The sequence below is a fragment of the Propionivibrio soli genome (genome assembly GCF_025770765.1).
Lineage (GTDB): Bacteria > Pseudomonadota > Gammaproteobacteria > Burkholderiales > Rhodocyclaceae > Propionivibrio > Propionivibrio soli.
Window position 1 is genome coordinate 185014 of record NZ_JANZKY010000001.1, and the last position, 15871, is coordinate 200884.

12 protein-coding genes are annotated in these 15871 nt (G+C 58.8%); 3 read left to right on the forward strand and 9 right to left on the reverse strand.

The window, feature by feature from the left end; all coding sequences use genetic code 11:
- Window positions 1-5 precede the first annotated feature (5 nt).
- The 4 genes from NZ453_RS00865 to NZ453_RS00880 are packed head-to-tail and all read right to left on the reverse strand — an operon-like array spanning window position 6 to window position 2486.
- Entirely contained in the window at window positions 6-965 is a 960-nt protein-coding gene (locus tag NZ453_RS00865; RefSeq protein ID WP_263768378.1) for an aspartate carbamoyltransferase catalytic subunit, read from the reverse strand.
- Window positions 958-1464 carry a bifunctional pyr operon transcriptional regulator/uracil phosphoribosyltransferase PyrR gene (gene pyrR / locus NZ453_RS00870; RefSeq protein ID WP_263768379.1) on the reverse strand — a complete coding sequence of 169 codons (507 nt, stop codon included), beginning with the start codon at window positions 1462-1464 and terminating at the stop codon, window positions 958-960. Before pyrR ends, NZ453_RS00865 begins: the two co-directional genes overlap by 8 nt.
- The gene (ruvX, locus tag NZ453_RS00875) at window positions 1451-1924 is read right to left on the reverse strand and encodes a Holliday junction resolvase RuvX (RefSeq protein ID WP_263768380.1); all 474 of its coding nucleotides are present in this window, start codon (window positions 1922-1924) and stop codon (window positions 1451-1453) included. The genes pyrR and ruvX overlap by 14 nt, the downstream gene beginning before the upstream one ends.
- A complete protein-coding gene (locus NZ453_RS00880; protein ID WP_263768381.1) occupies window positions 1917-2486 on the reverse strand; it encodes a YqgE/AlgH family protein in 570 nt (189 codons plus the stop codon). Before NZ453_RS00880 ends, ruvX begins: the two co-directional genes overlap by 8 nt.
- 40 nt (window positions 2487-2526) lie before the next feature.
- On the opposite strand from NZ453_RS00880, the gene NZ453_RS00885 reads away from it, so the two are divergent.
- Window positions 2527-3993, forward strand: coding sequence for a cryptochrome/photolyase family protein (locus tag NZ453_RS00885; protein WP_263768382.1), 1467 nt, complete (start codon window positions 2527-2529; stop codon window positions 3991-3993).
- On the opposite strand, the gene NZ453_RS00890 is transcribed toward NZ453_RS00885, so the two are convergent.
- From NZ453_RS00890 to NZ453_RS00910, 5 genes are all read right to left on the reverse strand, one after another.
- Window positions 3966-9800 carry a hybrid sensor histidine kinase/response regulator gene (locus NZ453_RS00890; RefSeq protein ID WP_263768383.1) on the reverse strand — a complete coding sequence of 1945 codons (5835 nt, stop codon included), beginning with the start codon at window positions 9798-9800 and terminating at the stop codon, window positions 3966-3968. The two genes, NZ453_RS00885 and NZ453_RS00890, sit on opposite strands and share 28 nt — an antisense overlap.
- Before the next feature lie 30 nt (window positions 9801-9830).
- Entirely contained in the window at window positions 9831-12002 is a 2172-nt protein-coding gene (locus tag NZ453_RS00895) for a methyl-accepting chemotaxis protein (protein WP_263768384.1), read from the reverse strand.
- A 62-nt stretch (window positions 12003-12064) separates the two neighbouring features.
- Window positions 12065-12574 (reverse strand): chemotaxis protein CheW, encoded by a 510-nt coding sequence (locus NZ453_RS00900; protein ID WP_263768385.1) that lies wholly within the window; start codon window positions 12572-12574, stop codon window positions 12065-12067.
- A 12-nt stretch (window positions 12575-12586) separates the two neighbouring features.
- Window positions 12587-12949 carry a response regulator gene (locus NZ453_RS00905; protein WP_275983001.1) on the reverse strand — a complete coding sequence of 121 codons (363 nt, stop codon included), beginning with the start codon at window positions 12947-12949 and terminating at the stop codon, window positions 12587-12589.
- A gap of 39 nt (window positions 12950-12988) precedes the next feature.
- Window positions 12989-13354, reverse strand: coding sequence for a response regulator (locus NZ453_RS00910; RefSeq protein WP_263768632.1), 366 nt, complete (start codon window positions 13352-13354; stop codon window positions 12989-12991).
- A gap of 484 nt (window positions 13355-13838) precedes the next feature.
- Here NZ453_RS00910 and thiE point away from each other — a divergent pair, with 484 nt between their 5' ends.
- A complete protein-coding gene (gene thiE, locus NZ453_RS00915; RefSeq protein WP_263768387.1) occupies window positions 13839-14537 on the forward strand; it encodes a thiamine phosphate synthase in 699 nt (232 codons plus the stop codon).
- Window positions 14524-15804, forward strand: a complete 1281-nt coding sequence (gene hemL / locus NZ453_RS00920; protein WP_263768388.1) for a glutamate-1-semialdehyde 2,1-aminomutase — start codon at window positions 14524-14526, stop codon at window positions 15802-15804. The genes thiE and hemL overlap by 14 nt, the downstream gene beginning before the upstream one ends.
- The last annotated feature ends 67 nt before the right edge of the window (window positions 15805-15871 follow it).

A 15871-nucleotide genomic window follows, 5' to 3' on the forward strand; every position in this document is an offset into this window, starting at 1 on the left:
ATCGCTCAGTTCCCCGCCAGAATGCTCATGACCGCCATACGGACCGCTATGCCGAACGTCACCTGAGGCAGAATCACGGCTTGCGGACCATCGGCCACCTCGGAGTCGATCTCAACACCGCGATTCATCGGCCCCGGGTGCATCACAATGGCGTCCGGCTTGGCGAGCGTGAGAACCTCGGGTGTGAGCCCATAGCATTTGAAGTACTCGCGCGCTGACGGCAACAACGCTCCGCTCATGCGCTCGTTCTGCAAACGAAGCATGATCACGACATCGCAGTCACGAACGCCTTCGCGAAGGTCATGAAAAACGCGCACACCCATGCCGCCGATCTCCGTGGGCAATAGCGTTTGCGGACCCACGGCACGGATCTCAGCGGCGCCTAGAGTGCGCAGAGCGTCGATATCAGAGCGCGCCACGCGAGAGTGGAGGATGTCGCCGACGATGGCCACAGTCAGACGCGAATAATCCTTCTTGTAGTGACGGATCGTGTACATGTCGAGGAGGCCCTGCGTCGGGTGTGCATGCCGGCCATCACCGGCGTTCACCACGTGCACATCGTCCCGCCCGACCCGATGTAAATGGTCGGCGATCAGGTACGGAGCCCCCGACGACGCGTGCCGAACGACAAACATGTCGGCATGCATTGCGACGAGGTTGTCGATGGTATCGAGCAACGTTTCGCCTTTTGCCGTCGAAGAGCGCCCGACATCGAGATTGATAACGTCGGCGGAGAGGCGCTTTGCAGCAATTTCAAAGGTTGTGCGGGTCCGTGTGGAATTTTCGAAGAAGAGATTGAAGACGCTCTTGCCCCGTAGAAGCGGCACCTTCTTGACATCGCGGTCCGAGACTTCAAGGAAGCTCGAAGCCGTGTCGAGAATGTGCAAAAGCACCTCGCGAGGCAACCCTTCGATCGAGAGAAGGTGAGTCAATTCGCCATTGGCATTCAGTTGAGGATTACGCATGTTCGACGCGCCTCCACTGGAGAAGTCCTGATGGAGAGGCTTCAAGGACGAGTTCTTCGCTCGCGTCAAGCTCGACGTTCCACGCGCAGAATTCGGCGTAGATCGGCAACTCGCGGCCTCCGCGATCGGCCAGCACGGCAAGCTTGATGCTCGCTGGTCGCCCATAGTCGAACAGTTCATTGATTGCGGCTCGCGTCGTACGGCCCGTGTACAAAACGTCGTCGACCAGGATCAGTGAGCGGCCCTCCACGTCGAATGGAATCGACGTCGGCTTGACCTGCGGATGGAGCCCGCGCTCACCGAAATCGTCGCGATAGAACGACACGTCGATGAGCCCGACCTCGCCAGGTAGACCGAGCAACTGATTCAGGCGTCGGGCGATCCAGGCTCCGCCGCTGTGGATTCCAACAAGAGTGGTATTCGGTTTCAGGTGCGGCCGAATGAGTTCCGCCAACTGCGCGCACTGCGCCTCGGCGTCAGGAAGATTAGTGAGAGGCATGAGCGTTTCGAACTCCCGAGTCTTTGGAAATTTTTTCAAAATGGCATTGCAGGATGATTTGTGCGGCAAGCGCGTCAATATGAGATTTCGCGCTTTTGGCGTTATGTCCGGCCGCACGCGAGCGCTCTTCCGCTTCGACGGAACTCAGGCGCTCCTCGGCAAAGTGCACTGGCAAACCGAAACGACCCCGCAATTGGTTGCCAAAACGGCGACAACGCGCCGTCATCGCGTGCTCGGAGCCGTCGAGTGCGACCGGCAGTCCCACGACAAGAAAGACGGGGTGCCACTCGGCGATGAGCGAAGCAATGACACCGAAACGCTCTGCATTGCTTTCGCCACGCAGGGTGGTAAGTGGATGCGAATGCGCCAGTGGCCACTCCCCTACTGCGACGCCGATGCGTTTTTCGCCAAAGTCGAACGCCAGAACCGAGCCGTCGCGAAGAGTGTCTAGCTCAGGCATGTCCGGCGTTATCGGCGAGATTCGTGATATCGACGCCGAGGATTTCCATAGCCTTGGGAAGGCGGTCTTCGTAAGGGAGATCGAACAGAATGCTCTGATCTGCGGGAACCGTGAGCCAGGCGTTTTTTGCGAGCTCCTGCTCAAGCTGCCCAGCGCCCCAGCCCGAATAGCCGAGAGTGACCATCAATTCGCGCGGTCTTCCGACGCGGGCGACGGCCTGCAAAACGTCTTTGGAAGTCGTCAGGCCAACGTCCTCATTCACCGCCAGAGTCGATTGCCACTCGCCCACCGGGCGGTGCAACACGAAACCACGATCCGTTTGTACCGGACCGCCGAAAAGCACCGGTTGCCGTGCCAAGTCCGATGACTCGAGTTGAACATCGATCTTCTCAAGAAGCGTACCGAGGTCCATATCGATCGGCCGATTTACAATGATCCCGAGCGCCCCTTGATCGTTGTGCTCAGCGATATAAATCAGCGATTTGGAAAAATACGGGTCCTCCATCGCCGGCATCGCGATAAGGAAGTGATCCGTGAGATTGACGCTCGTGCTTTGCCCCATACTCCTATTTTAATCGTCGATGCCAGGTGACACAAAGTTAATGCAGCTTGATTCGGCCCTCGTCTGGTTCCGGCGCGATCTGCGCGATGTCGACAACCTTGCCCTCTCGGAAGCATGCCGGCGGGCCCGCCGCGTATTCTGCGCTTTCGTTTTCGACCGGGACATCCTCGATCAACTGCCTAGCAAGACTGACCGCCGCGTAGCGTTTATCCACGGCTCGCTGCTCGAATTGGATAGGGCGCTGCGAAAGCGCGGCGGCGGACTCATTGTCAGGCATGGCCGCGCGGTACACGAAGTGCCTCGTCTTGTTCAGGAACTTGGCGTAGCGGCCGTCTTCGCCAATCGTGACTATGAACCGGACGCCAAGGCGCGTGACGCATCGGTTTCCAACACGCTGGCCCAGGCCGGGATCGCGTTCGAGGCCTTCAAGGACCAGGTAGTTTTCGACGGCGTCGAGGTACTAACGAAAGGCGCGAAGCCTTACACGGTCTTCACTCCCTATCGCAACGCGTGGCTCAATCGGCTCCGGGAAGGGGCAGAAGATCAACTGCATCTGCACCGCGAGCAAAGGGGCAACTTCTCCAGCACGTTGGGTTGCCCGGAGGATGCGAATGACATTCCTTCCCTCGCTACCCTCGGTTTTCGAACAATCGACCTAAGCCAACTCGAAATCGTACCGGGGATGTCCGGCGGCCGGGAATGTTTTGAGCGCTTCATGAGCCGCATGGACCGCTACGCCGTTGAGCGCGATTTCCCAGATCATCCGGGTGTCTCCAAGCTTTCCGTTCACCTACGCTTTGGGACCGTCTCAATTCGCCGGCTGGTAGCTTTTGCCATAGAGAAGGGGGCACTCTCGGGGGTTGAGGGACCAGCCACGTGGCTTGCCGAACTGATCTGGCGCGAGTTCTATTTCATGATTCTTGATCAATTTCCTCACGTCGTTACCCGTGCCTTTCGTCCTGAGTACGACGCGCTCGAGTGGGAATCGGGGAGACACGCCGACGAACTCTTTGCCGCCTGGTGCGAAGGGCGAACGGGCTATCCGTTTGTCGACGCGGGAATGCGCCAGTTGAACATGACCGGCTATATGCATAATCGGCTGCGTATGGTTACTGCATCTTTTCTCGTGAAGGACCTGGGCATCGATTGGCGCCACGGAGAGGCTTATTTTGCTCACCACCTCAATGACTTCGACTTGGCCGCCAACAATGGCGGGTGGCAGTGGGTCGCGTCAACCGGATGTGATGCGCAGCCTTACTTCCGGATTTTCAACCCGGTGACCCAGTCGGAACGTTTCGACCCGAGCGGAGACTTCATCCGGAATTACTTGCCAGAACTCGCCACGGTACCTGACCGGTATATCCACGCACCATGGCGAATGAGTCGCAGCGAGCAGCAGCAATGCGGCGTTGTGATCGGCACCACGACCCCGGCGCCGATCGTTGATCACGCCGAGGCCCGCCAGCAAACGCTGCAGCGCTACGCAGTAACCAGGCCGCGTTTCTGAGCCACGTATTCGCCGACCAGGTTCAACAGCTCTTCTTCCTGGTACGGCTTGCCCAGATAGTGGTTGACCCCGATTTCGAAGGCATAGGCGCGGTGCTTATCGGCCGTACGCGACGTAATCATGATGATCGGGATGCCTCTCAACCGCGCGTCCGCCCTAATGTTACGCGTTAGGTCGAAACCGTCCATACGCGGCATCTCGATATCGACGAGCATGACGTCTGGCACCACGTCCATCAACTGCTCCAGAGCCTCGACGCCGTCCTTCGCGACCAGCACGTGATAACCCTCGCGGGCCAGCAATCTACCGGTGATCTTGCGCACGGTGAGCGAATCGTCCACCACCATAACGGTCGGCAGCGTTGCCGACTCGGCTTCACTTTCCTCCACGACCGGCTTCACAGCCGTCGGCACTGGCGCCGCGAACGCTGCAACCGGCGTCCGTGTGCTGAGCGCAATCGGGTTCAGAATCAGAACGACCTGTCCATCGCCGAGCACCGTCGCTCCATCGACGCCGATGACGCGAGCGAGTTGGGGTCCGATGTTCTTGACCACGATTTCCTGGTTACCCAACAACTCGTCGACCTGAATCGAAATCCGCCGGGAGCCGCTACGTACGAGCAGCGTCCAGTATTGCCGGTGTTGCTCGGGAAGCGCCTGCGTTTCGCCGAGGAGATGCGGCAGGTAGCTGAACGGGTAGTGATGCCCCATCCATTCCGCCGTTCCCGCATCTCGGATACGCGCCAATGAGGCCTCCTTCAGATCGAGCACCTGCTCGATCATCACGGATGGAATCGCGTAGCGTTTGCTTCCCGCCCGCACAAGCAGTGCCTTGGTCACCGCCAGCGTCAGCGGAATGAACAAGCGGAATTCCGTGCCCTCGCCCGGAGTGGAGGCAATTTCAATCCGCCCGCCGAGGCTCGTCACCTCGCTCTTGACCACATCCATACCGATACCGCGTCCCGCGATCTGCGAGACCTCGGCTGCTGTCGAGAAGCCTGGGGCAAAGATGAATTCCGCCAGCCGCGCGGTATCCGCCTCCTCTTGAGCGCCGAGCAAACCGAGGCTGACGGCACGAGCACGAATACGTTCGAAGTCCAGGCCCGCGCCATCGTCGGAAAGGCTCAGGATGATTTCGTTGCCTTCCTGCTGCAGCGACAAATCAATTTCACCGATGGCCGGTTTCCCAGCGGCGACGCGAACGTCACGCGACTCGAGGCCGTGAGCGACGGCATTGCGCAACATGTGCTCCAGCGGCGCACCGATCTTGTCGAGAACGCTACGGTCCAGCTCGACTTGGCCGCCGGCGATTTCAAGATTCGCACGCTTATTGAGTTCCTTCGCCGTTTGCCGAACGACGCGGTAGAGGCGATCCGCCAAGCTGTTGAACGGAACCATGCGTACGGCCATTAGCTCTTGCTGAACTTCCCGGTTCAGTCGTGCCTGGGCAATAATGGCCGCGTTCGCTTCATCGAGATTCTTGAGAAGGTTCTGCTGCACCGTGGCGACGTCGTTCACCGACTCGGCCATCATGCGCGTGAGTTCCTGGAAACGCGTGAAGCGATCGAACTCCAGAGGATCAAAGCCCGCGTGGTGCTCGTCAGCTTGAGCCGTCCGCGACTGCATCTGCGACTCGGCCTGGATTTCGATGTCACGCAACTGGCGACGCAAACGAATCACGTTTTCCGTCAGGTCGAGCAATGACTCCTTCAAGCTCCGCATTTCGCCTTCGATACGCGCACGAGCGATCGACAATTCCCCGGCCTCGTTGACCAACCGGTCGATGAGGTCGGCGCGCACACGAAGGACAGCTCTTTGCGCGACGCTTTCGCTCTCCGCCTCACCCTGGCCAACGCGGATCCGGTCTTCGTGGCGTCGGTCGTGATCTGAACGACGCTCAATCACAACCGGAGACGGAACCTCAACTGCTGGCGTGGGCTTGGCCTCGAGCAAACCGGTTTGCGCTTGAATCTCCGCGCCCTTTTCCTGCTGCGCAGCCGGGACTGTTGCTTTTTCGACGACTGGTACTGGTTGTGGAATTTGATCTAGCGATTCACCACGCTGCAGGCGCTCGATGATCTGAAGCACGGCGTCGAACGCGTTATCCAGTTCGTCGACTAGATCTTCCGTTATCGCGCCCGCACGGCTGGCTTGTTCAACCCGTGTCTCGATCGAGTGGGTGATTTCGCCGAGGTTCATCGCGCCCGCCATGCGCGCACTACCCTTCAAGGTGTGCAACAGACGAGCGAGCATGCGTATGGCCTCAGGGCTCCCCGGAGCGCTTCGCAAAGCACGCAACTGCGTCGTAATGCCTTGGTTGAGTTCGACGGCCTCTTCCAAGAAGATCGGCAGCAATTGCTCGTCGATCTCGTCGCGCACATGGCGAACTTGGCCTTCCGCAGGAGCAGGAACCGCCTGAACCGACTCCGTTCCTTTCGTTTCCACCTCGGCGCCACCCACCTCGTGCGGCACCGATTCGGCAGGAGCAGCATGCTCTTCGGTTTCAGGCCGCGAAAGATCCGCCACGCCTAGAGGGTAAAGAGCATCCAGTGCATCGATCAATCCAGGCCGAATTTCGGGTTCGCGCTGAGCCGCAAGCGCGGACAGCATCAATTCGACTTCACCGACGGCCAGCCGTATTACACCAAGTGCTTCCAGACTGCCCGGCTGCGCCGACTTGTCCCGCCGCAGCAACGCATGCTCGAGAGCAAGGCCAACCTGGTTGACCGCGTTTATTCCGACCGTGGCGGAGATGCCAGCCAACGTATGAGCCGCGCGATACATATCATGCGGCGTTGGGGCAAATTCGTCGCGTTCAAGGATCGGCAATTCGCGCTGCAAGGTCGCCAGATGCGTACCCGCCTCTTCCGAGAAAATCTCGTACAGGACCGGCGAGATCGTGATCCGTTGCTGACTTTCGTTGGCGGGCGCCAATTCGGCTTGGAACGGCGCAGGCTTAACATGGTCGGCGGCTGGCTCACTCGCCACCGACGGAACGCTCGTGGCAAGATCCGCCACTTCGATGATTTCTTGGCCTCCATCCATCTCTGCCGACGGCTCTCGTGCGGGGAAGTCTAGCGAGATGATTTCTGCACTCTGCGCTGACTCAAAATCGGAGGCTGGCGTGACTACTCCCAGCTCTGTAGCGGTCAGCGCTACGTCTTCATTGTCTGCCTCGTCAAACGACTGCAGTTCGGGCATCGACAATTCTTCGATAACCGGTGCTTCGGCCGGCACGTCGGAGATTGTCAGTTCTTCCACCGAGGGTTCAAGTGACGGCTGCTCCTCTGTAGCCACAGGAGCGATCGCATCGACACTTAACGATTCGGGCGCAACGGCAGCGGACGGCGATGCGAGTTGTTCGTCTTTCGGGAGATCCTCATCCGCGCGCCGCAATGACTCGGCAAGTCCGATCATTGCGCCTGGATCAGGGGCGCGACCCGTCTGGGTTTCAAGGTACCGGACCCAAGCGGAGAACACGCCATAGGCCTGTTCGATCAAAGCCAACAAGGGGGCGCCAACCGCAAGCTCCTGGCGCAGCCAGAGATTCAATGTCTGTTCGACCGCCCACGCCGCCTCTCCGACATCCTTGAGGCCCACCATGCGCCCACTACCTTTTAGCGTATGGAATGAACGTCGGATTGTCGTTAAAACCTCTACGTTGTGCGGCTGATCGCGAAGCAGCCGCTGGTTGTCGTTGATGGTCCCCAGAACCTCTTTCGCTTCTTCAAGGAAGATCTCCAGCAACTCCGCGTCGATTTCCTCGTTGCTCGCCTGCGATAATTGGATCGTCTCCGCAGACGGCTTGGGCGGTTCTGGCGCTTCGGGCTTCAGCGTCGCCATCACGCGCTCGATCTGAGGTGAGGCGTCCGCGCCAGTTTCCAAAGCGGTGAGCATCGCCTTGGTTTCTTCGCCGAGCACCTTATCTGCCACCAGTTCGGCGTCGTTCTTCAGGGAGACAAGATTTTGTTTTACTTCCTCGCGCAAGCCGGAATCGTCGGGCTGCTCCTTGAAAGCTCCCAACAGCGCGTGTGTCTCTCGCTTTTGCTGTTCAACCTCCTGCTCGACCGTCACCTCGGTGACGGTCTCCTCCGGTTCCAAAAAATCGTCTGCTGCCCCCCCCGACTGCATCCGTTTGACGAAGGTATCGAAATCATCTGCTCCGTGCTGGAGGGATTCGACGAAGAAACCGACCACAGACAACTGGTTCGCGACCCGTTCAAAATCTTCCTCGAGGGGTTCATACGCAGGGTCGGTAAAACGCCTGATATCTTCAGAGCACTGCCGCAAGCTGTCGACCGCCGAATCGTGGCGCATCATCGCCAGCGCTCCGATGATCTGCCGCAGTGGAGCCTCCAGCCCCGCCAAGTCCCCGCGCTTGTCGGCATCGCGGAAGAAACCGTCGAGGACCTGTTCGATTTGCGCCAGGTTGGTCTGGATCTCCTTCGCTACCTGCGCGATCAATAGCTTTTCCTGGGCCTGTCTCGACATCTCGTCGAGCAGCGGAATCTCCGAACCCGGCTGCGGCGGAGCACCAGCGATGCACCCGTGAATACGGGCAACCGTTACATCTACTTGGTGCGCGAAGTCGCTGCCTAAACGCTGAAAGTTCGCTTGAGCGTTCTGAGTCAGCAGAATCGCGGTCGCGATTTCCATGGCCAGCGCCTCGGAATGACGCGCCGCATCTTCCGCAAGCCACGTTGCCGCTGCCGCAATCGCTTGCGCCAATCGGCGAAAATCAGTGTGGCCGAGTTGTTCTGCGACGGCACTCAAGGCCGTTGCGTTTTCCTTGAACAATGGCAGGGACTGCACCGTTCCCGCGCAAAATTTGTTCCAAGCTTCTTCCGTTGTGGAAATGATGTCGCGAAGTTTGCGGCGGACGGCCTCTTCAGGCGGAGGAGCAATCGTTTCCGTTGTCGGGATGGCGGCCTGCAGGTGGTAGGCTTCTTTGACTTGCGACACCGTCTTGTTGTCGCTGTCGGCACTGGCCACGTAATACAAGGCGTCGCGCATCAGGCGTTCGGCAACGTTCTTCGACCCCTCCAGAAGCCGTCGCATCTGGAGATCGATGCGCGCGCACAATTGCTTGACATTCTTTTCAGCAGGAAGGGTCCCTTCCACCAGCGCCGAAAGCAGCCCGGTCGCCACCCACCAGAATGCGCGAGCAGACCCGGCTTCCTGGAGAGATTCGACCCGCTTGACTGCGTCAAGCATCTCCTTGATGCCCGAACGATCCTGCGGCGAGCGCAGCCAAGCAAGGAAACCCCGTTGGAAACGCGCACGTTCCTGACGCACTAGCTTTGAAAAGTCGACATTCGGCCGGCCTTTCGCCGCTTGGTCCCTACGTGGAGGCCGGGCGCTTAAGTCGGGATAGAAAAGGTCGGTGGCAGGAACATTCTGGAATCCGCGAGCCGCTTGAACTTCCCGATACAGGGACAAAAGACGGAGCGGTTGATTCGGCTGACCGGAGACGAGCTCGTCGAGATAATGTCCGATAGCCGCCAACGCCCGTTGCGCCAACACAATGAATTCGGGTTTCGCCGGCAGTTCCTGTTGCTCGATCGACTCGAGCATTTGCTCGACAGCCTCGGCAAACTGCGTCACGCCGTCGAGACTGACAATCGTCAGAGCACCGTGAACTTGGTGCAGATGTGTGCGGCTAAACTTGATCTGTGTAAGATCCCCGGCCCCGCCGGTCGCGCTTGCGGCGTACTGCTGCAATGCCTGGCCAGCCCGCTCCAGTGCAAGTTCAATCTCGCTCTTGACCCATGTCAGCGGGCCGACATCAAATTCCGTCGCGGCGCTCATGTAGTGACTGTCTCCGGTTTTACGCTACGGTCAGCTCACCTTGAAGCCGGCAACCGAGCCCTTCAGTTCTGTTGCAAGGTTTGCCAATTCGCCAACTGCCGAGGCCGTTTTCTGCGTACCCGCCGTCGTCAGTTCTGTGACTCGCAAGATGTCCTGCATCTTGCCAGCGACCCCTGTCGCGGAATCGGCTTGTTGGCGGGTGGCGTCGGAAATGTTTTCGATCAGTTCCGCAAGGTTGCGCGAAACGTCGCCGATCTCGGATAGTGCTTGGCCGGCCGCGTCGGACAGTTTGGCTCCTTCCACCACGCCTCGCGTCGATTCTTCCATGGCCGATACCGCACCTTGCGTATCGGTTTGAATCGTCTTCACGATGGCAGCAATTTGCTTTGTCGCCTCACCGGAACGTTCGGCAAGGCGCTGCACTTCCTCGGCAACGACCGTAAAACCGCGGCCCGCTTCACCGGCCGACGCCGCCTGGATAGCCGCGTTAAGCGCCAGCACGTTGGTCTGCTCGGTAATGTCGGAAATCAGTTCCACGATTTCACCGATCTCCTGCGAGGACTCGCCGAGGCGCTTGATACGTTTCGACGTCTCCTGAATCTGCTCGCGAATCTCGTTCATACCCTTGATGGAGTCCTGCACAGCCTGCGTACCTTTTCCGGCAGCCGTCAGCGACTGGCGCGCAACTTCCGCGGACTGGTCGGCGTCGTTGGAAACGCGTGCCATGGAACTTGCCATAGTAAGAACGGAGTGGCCGACGTCCTGAATTTCTTCCGATTGCCTACGCGCCGCATCAAGGAGTTCCGCAGAGGTCTGCTGAGCAATCTCTGTAGCGCTGGTCACACGACCGGCCGCGTCGTTGATACGACCTACGAGAACACGAAGTTCCTCAACTGTGTAGTTAATCGAGTCCGCGATAGCGCCTGTGATGTCTTCCGACACGGTCGCCGTGACGGTTAAGTCGCCGTCGGCCAAGTCGCCAAGTTCGTTCATCAGTCGCAGAATGGCGTCCTGGTTCTGGCGGTTCACCGCTTCCGTTGCGCGACGACTCTCCTCGCTCACTTCGGCTTGATGGCGCGTGTCGTCGAGATAGATCTTTGCCATCAAAGCCAAGATAGCCAACGCCAGCACCACGAGAACGGTCAGCGCAACGCGGTACAGCGCCCGGTTGGTCAGGTTTGTCTCGTATGCCTTCCCGAGCGAATCCGTCGCATCGAGCAGTGCTTCACTGTTCCGGAAGATCTGGGTACCTGCCTGCTTGGCAATTACCAAGTCCTGCATGTTGGCCAGAATGTCGCCGATAGCGCTTTGGTAATCCTTGAACGCTTCTTCGAGTTCGCCGAGTTTCTTTCTGGTTTCTGGGTCGGTCGTCGGCGACAGGCGCAAAGCTTCGCTGCCCTTCGAGAGCCCGGAAACAAGCTCATTGAATGTGTGCGTGTCCTTGCCGAGCTGGAAAGCGATTTCCGGGTCGATGTCATTATTCACGCGCAGTTCCGACGCGTTCTTGGCGATCCGCTGCGTTAACATCACAAGCTGGCTCGCCGCCGCGATTTCCCGCGCACCAGAACTCGTCTGTAATTTGAGCGCCGCGACCTGTTCCGAAAGGTCGAGCAACGGAGCGTTGTACGAACTGATCGTGAAAGCCCGCATACCAAGGAGTACCAGGCCCTTTTGGCGAGAGAGCAGTTGGGTGGTGTTCTTGTTGGTCGTCTCCCAGACTTTCCCCAGCGCCTGTAGTTGGGGCTGAACATTTTCTGGCGACGGGGGCACCGTAAGATCGACGAGGAGTGCGCCGCCATTCGTTAGCCGGTCGAGATCACTGGAGAATTTGCTGTGCGAGTCAAGCAGCTGGATCAAAGCCCACTGGTCACCCTGCACCGCGAAGCTGGCGGCTTTCGCAAGCCGCTGCGAAAGCATCTGCATTTCGCCGGCGGTCGCAAGGTATGCCGTGTTGTATGACGAAACCTGGTTATCCCGGAAAACAACACCTGCCACTCCGGCCATGACGACCAGCAGGGCAGCACCGAGCATCTGCAACTGTTTGACGATCGGGTATTTTTCGAGAAAAGCAAGGCGCAACTTGATCTTCTTTTTTGGCGCCTGCGGCACACCTTCCAAGATGGTCTGTGCAGATGCTGTGTTTTCCCCTGCGCCCTTCTTCTTTCGAGACAAAAACGCGGGCATTTTCAGATCGAACGCCATAGTGCTTCTCCGGTTGCGGCTTCTAGAGATACTGTTGTCAGGTTCGTTGTTAAAACACTGGCCTAAACGCCAATGTCCATAAAATAATCATCAGCCAGAAGCTCTCGAACATCGAGCTTCTTCCACCGACGTCCTTCGTGATCCGTATAGGCCTGCTGCGCCCAAAGCGGCGCGTTAGGATCCTCGGCAGCCGGCGCAAGATCGTCGACGTTGCGCAGGCCAAGCATTCGCGTAACCAACAAGGCGGAGTTATTTCCGTAGCGGGTGCCGATCAGCAGAAGCCGTGAACTGGCGTTTTGCGGTGTCGCGTCTTTACCTTGGAATGCGGAAAAGTCGACAACCGAATACAGGTTGCCGCGAATGTTCGCGATCCCGGAGAACCAAGGTTTTGTCAGCGGTACGCCGGTAAGCGTGGTCAACGGAATAATTTCGCCCGAATCGGAAAGGTCGAGGAGCCAATAATCAGTTCCCGACTGCACTCCAAGCAAGCCGGCAGCACTCTGATTACTCGCACCGGCCAGCCGCGCCGCGAGGTGCGCCTGAAACTCGCGAAGACTACCTTTTTTGCCCATACGCGAGGAGCACTAGAGTGCGGCGATCTTGGACAGCAGTTCTTCGCTATTGACCGGCTTGACGATGTAGTCCTGCGCCCCTTGGCGCAAACCCCAGATCTTGTCGGTTTCCTGGCCTTTCGACGTGCATACAATGACAGGAATATGCTTCGTGGCTTCGTCGCGCGTGAGCGTACGCGTCGCCTGGTAACCATTCAGCCCTGGCATTACGACATCCATCAGAATGAGATCCGGCAACTTCGTCTTTGCAATCTCAATACCTTCTTCGCCGTTCTCGGCAGTAATGACGCTGTAGCCGTTCTTCGACAAAAGCTCGACAAGAACATGACGTTCGGTAGGCGAATCGTCAACAACTAGGATGGTCTTCACAGGCATGGCAATAACTCCCCGGTTTGCCTTTTGAATCTACGATGATTAATCCGAACCCTGATGCGGTGCAAACGTTGCAACCGCTTTCAGAAGGCTGTCTTTAGTAAACGGTTTGGTCAGGTACTGATCCGACCCGACCATGCGCCCTCTGGCGCGATCGAACAAACCGTCTTTCGAGGAAAGCATGATCAACGGCGTGTTGCGGAAACGTTGGTTTTTCTTGATCAGCGCGCACGTCTGATAACCGTCGAGTCGCGGCATCATGATGTCGCAAAAAATGACCGCCGGTTGGTGATCGGCAATTTTGGCGAGTGCATCAAAGCCATCTTCGGCAAGGACGACCTGGCAACCGGCTTGTACGAGAAAAATCTCCGCGCTCCGCCGGATCGTGTTGCTGTCGTCGATAATCATTACTTTGATGCCACTCAAGTTTGCAGCGTCGGCCACTTCCACCCCCAAGAGTGCCCTTCGGTTTGGCTCGCAGTGCCAAGCCCTATTCGTTCCGAAACCTACTTTCCGCTGAGCACTATACATCAATGCCAGCGGTTTCCACCATCGGAAGCTCTCTCCCTACCATGGCTGTCTGGTTCACGCGCGAACGCCGGGCATCGTTAATTGTTGGCGGAGTACAGACCATCCAGGCCTGCAAATGCCCTTGCACTCAAAGGATTCCAGTAGAATCCTTATCCGGAACACAGGCGATTCTAGCCAAACCGTTCTGCGTATGCCAAGTTTTTATTTGGGTTTGGCCGATGGAACGGAGGGAAACCGAACGGGCATGGACGAGGCATATCTGGACGGCGTGCGGTGGCGTCCAAAAGAGCCGTGGCGACGTTCCCACTCGTTCATCGACAGCTTTGGATCTCCTTGCTTCACCGGAAAGCCCACTTGCCAAGTGAAAACACTAGTCAATCAGATCAGCCTGCACATAGGTGACCACGGCGACTGCGAACGTCGGCGGCCATTTCGTGGCTTGTATGCCATCACACCAGAGGGGCTGGAGAAAGCGGACTTGCTTCGCCGCGCCGAAGCAGCGCTACGCGGTGGTACGTCCGTTGTGCAATACCGGGAAAAGGCACGCGCGCGAGCCGATCAGCTCCGTATCGCCGCTGAGCTGGCCACCCTGTGCAGGAAATTCGGCGCCTGGTTCATCGTCAACGACGATCCCATGCTAGCGAAGTCTGTCAACGCGGACGGAGTACACCTTGGCGCTTCTGATGCTGAAGTCGCCAGCGCACGCAACCTGCTTGGGCAGGATCGGCTCATCGGCGTCTCATGCTACGACAACTTCAGCCGGGCAACGCAAGCGATGGCGATGGGCGCCAATTACGTGGCGTTCGGTTCAGTCTTCGCCTCTCCCACAAAGCCGAAGGCGGTACGGGCCCCGCTAGAACTATTCACGCGCTGCAGGCAAGAACTCGGCATTCCGAGCTGTGCCATCGGCGGAATTACCGTTGACTCTGCACCGCAGCTTTTCTCCGCTGGCGCAGATCTGCTCGCCGTCATAACGGATCTGTTCGGGTCGGACGACGTCGAGAAACGGGCAAGAGCATTCACGCGGATTTATGAGGATACTGGACATGACGGACCGTAATCGCGAGCTTTTTGACCGAGCCCTGCGCCATATGCCGGGGGGGGTGAACTCGCCTGTACGCGCCTTTCGGTCAGTGGGAGGTGTCCCGCCCTTCATCGCCCGCGGTACCGGCTGTCGGATCGAGGACGTGGCGGGCAAGTCGTACGTCGACTATGTCGGCTCCTGGGGACCGCTTATTGTCGGGCATGCGCATCCTGAGGTCGTCGCCGCCGTCCGTGAGGCGGCTGAGGACGGCCTCTCTTTCGGTGCACCGACGGAACTCGAAGTCGAAATGGCCGATACGCTTTGCCGTCTGCTCCCCTCGCTCGAGCTGGTTCGCGTCGTCAGTTCCGGTACGGAGGCGACGATGAGCGCGATCCGGCTGGCGCGCGGCTACACCGGTCGGGACGTGTTGATCAAGTTCGAAGGCTGTTATCACGGTCACAGCGACAGTCTCTTGGTCAAAGCGGGTTCCGGTCTGCTGACCTTCGGCAATCCGAGTTCGTCCGGAGTGCCGGATGACCTCGCGAAACATACGTTGGTGCTGGACTACAACGATACGACACAACTCGGAGAAGCCTTCGCGGAACATGGGCGGCATATCGCGGCGGTCATCGTGGAACCCGTGGCGGGCAACATGAATTTGGTTGCTCCGGACGAGTCGTTCCTGCACGCCTGCCGCGAGCTCTGCTCCGCACATGGAAGCGTGCTGATCTTCGACGAAGTCATGACCGGATTCCGCGTCGCACTCGGGTGTGCTCAGGGTCGCTACGGAATTACCCCGGATCTGACGACGCTCGGCAAAGTCATTGGTGGTGGCATGCCCGTAGCGGCATTTGGCGGCCGGGCAGACATCATGCAGAAGATCGCGCCCCTTGGCCCGGTTTATCAGGCAGGGACGCTGTCGGGTAACCCAGTGGCCATGGCGGCCGGGCTCGCCACGCTTAAACTGATCCAGGCGCCCGGGTTCTACGACCGGCTTTCAGCAAGTGCCGCCAGGCTATGCAAGGGACTGACGCGCGCGGCCGAGGCCAATGGCGTAGCGTTCTCGGCACAGTCGGTCGGCGGGATGTTCGGACTCTATTTCAGGCCCAGTCCCCCCAGCTCCTTTGCGGAAGTGATGGAGTGCGACGTGCCGGCATTCAATCGATTTTTCCATGCGATGCTCGAAGCGGGTCACTACTTTGCGCCGTCTGCATTCGAAGCCGGATTCATCTCGGCCGCGCACAGCGAGGCGGACATCGACTCCACAATTGCCGCGGCCGAGGCCGTGTTTGCGCGCGGTTGAGCGGGAAGAGCCAGTCTTCCGTTAGGACCATTTGCCGGCAGGCTGCAGCTATTTGCGCTGCCCATCG

Coding starts and splice junctions, on each gene's coding strand:
- NZ453_RS00865 (WP_263768378.1), bottom strand. CDS start 965: ATGCGTAATCCTCAACTGAATGCCAATGGCGAATTGACTCACCTTCTC.
- pyrR (WP_263768379.1), bottom strand. CDS start 1,464: ATGCCTCTCACTAATCTTCCTGACGCCGAGGCGCAGTGCGCGCAGTTG.
- ruvX (WP_263768380.1), bottom strand. CDS start 1,924: ATGCCTGAGCTAGACACTCTTCGCGACGGCTCGGTTCTGGCGTTCGAC.
- NZ453_RS00880 (WP_263768381.1), bottom strand. CDS start 2,486: ATGGGGCAAAGCACGAGCGTCAATCTCACGGATCACTTCCTTATCGCG.
- NZ453_RS00885 (WP_263768382.1), top strand. CDS start 2,527: ATGCAGCTTGATTCGGCCCTCGTCTGGTTCCGGCGCGATCTGCGCGAT.
- NZ453_RS00890 (WP_263768383.1), bottom strand. CDS start 9,800: ATGAGCGCCGCGACGGAATTTGATGTCGGCCCGCTGACATGGGTCAAG.
- NZ453_RS00895 (WP_263768384.1), bottom strand. CDS start 12,002: ATGGCGTTCGATCTGAAAATGCCCGCGTTTTTGTCTCGAAAGAAGAAG.
- NZ453_RS00900 (WP_263768385.1), bottom strand. CDS start 12,574: ATGGGCAAAAAAGGTAGTCTTCGCGAGTTTCAGGCGCACCTCGCGGCG.
- NZ453_RS00905 (WP_275983001.1), bottom strand. CDS start 12,949: ATGCCTGTGAAGACCATCCTAGTTGTTGACGATTCGCCTACCGAACGT.
- NZ453_RS00910 (WP_263768632.1), bottom strand. CDS start 13,354: ATGATTATCGACGACAGCAACACGATCCGGCGGAGCGCGGAGATTTTT.
- hemL (WP_263768388.1), top strand. CDS start 14,524: ATGACGGACCGTAATCGCGAGCTTTTTGACCGAGCCCTGCGCCATATG.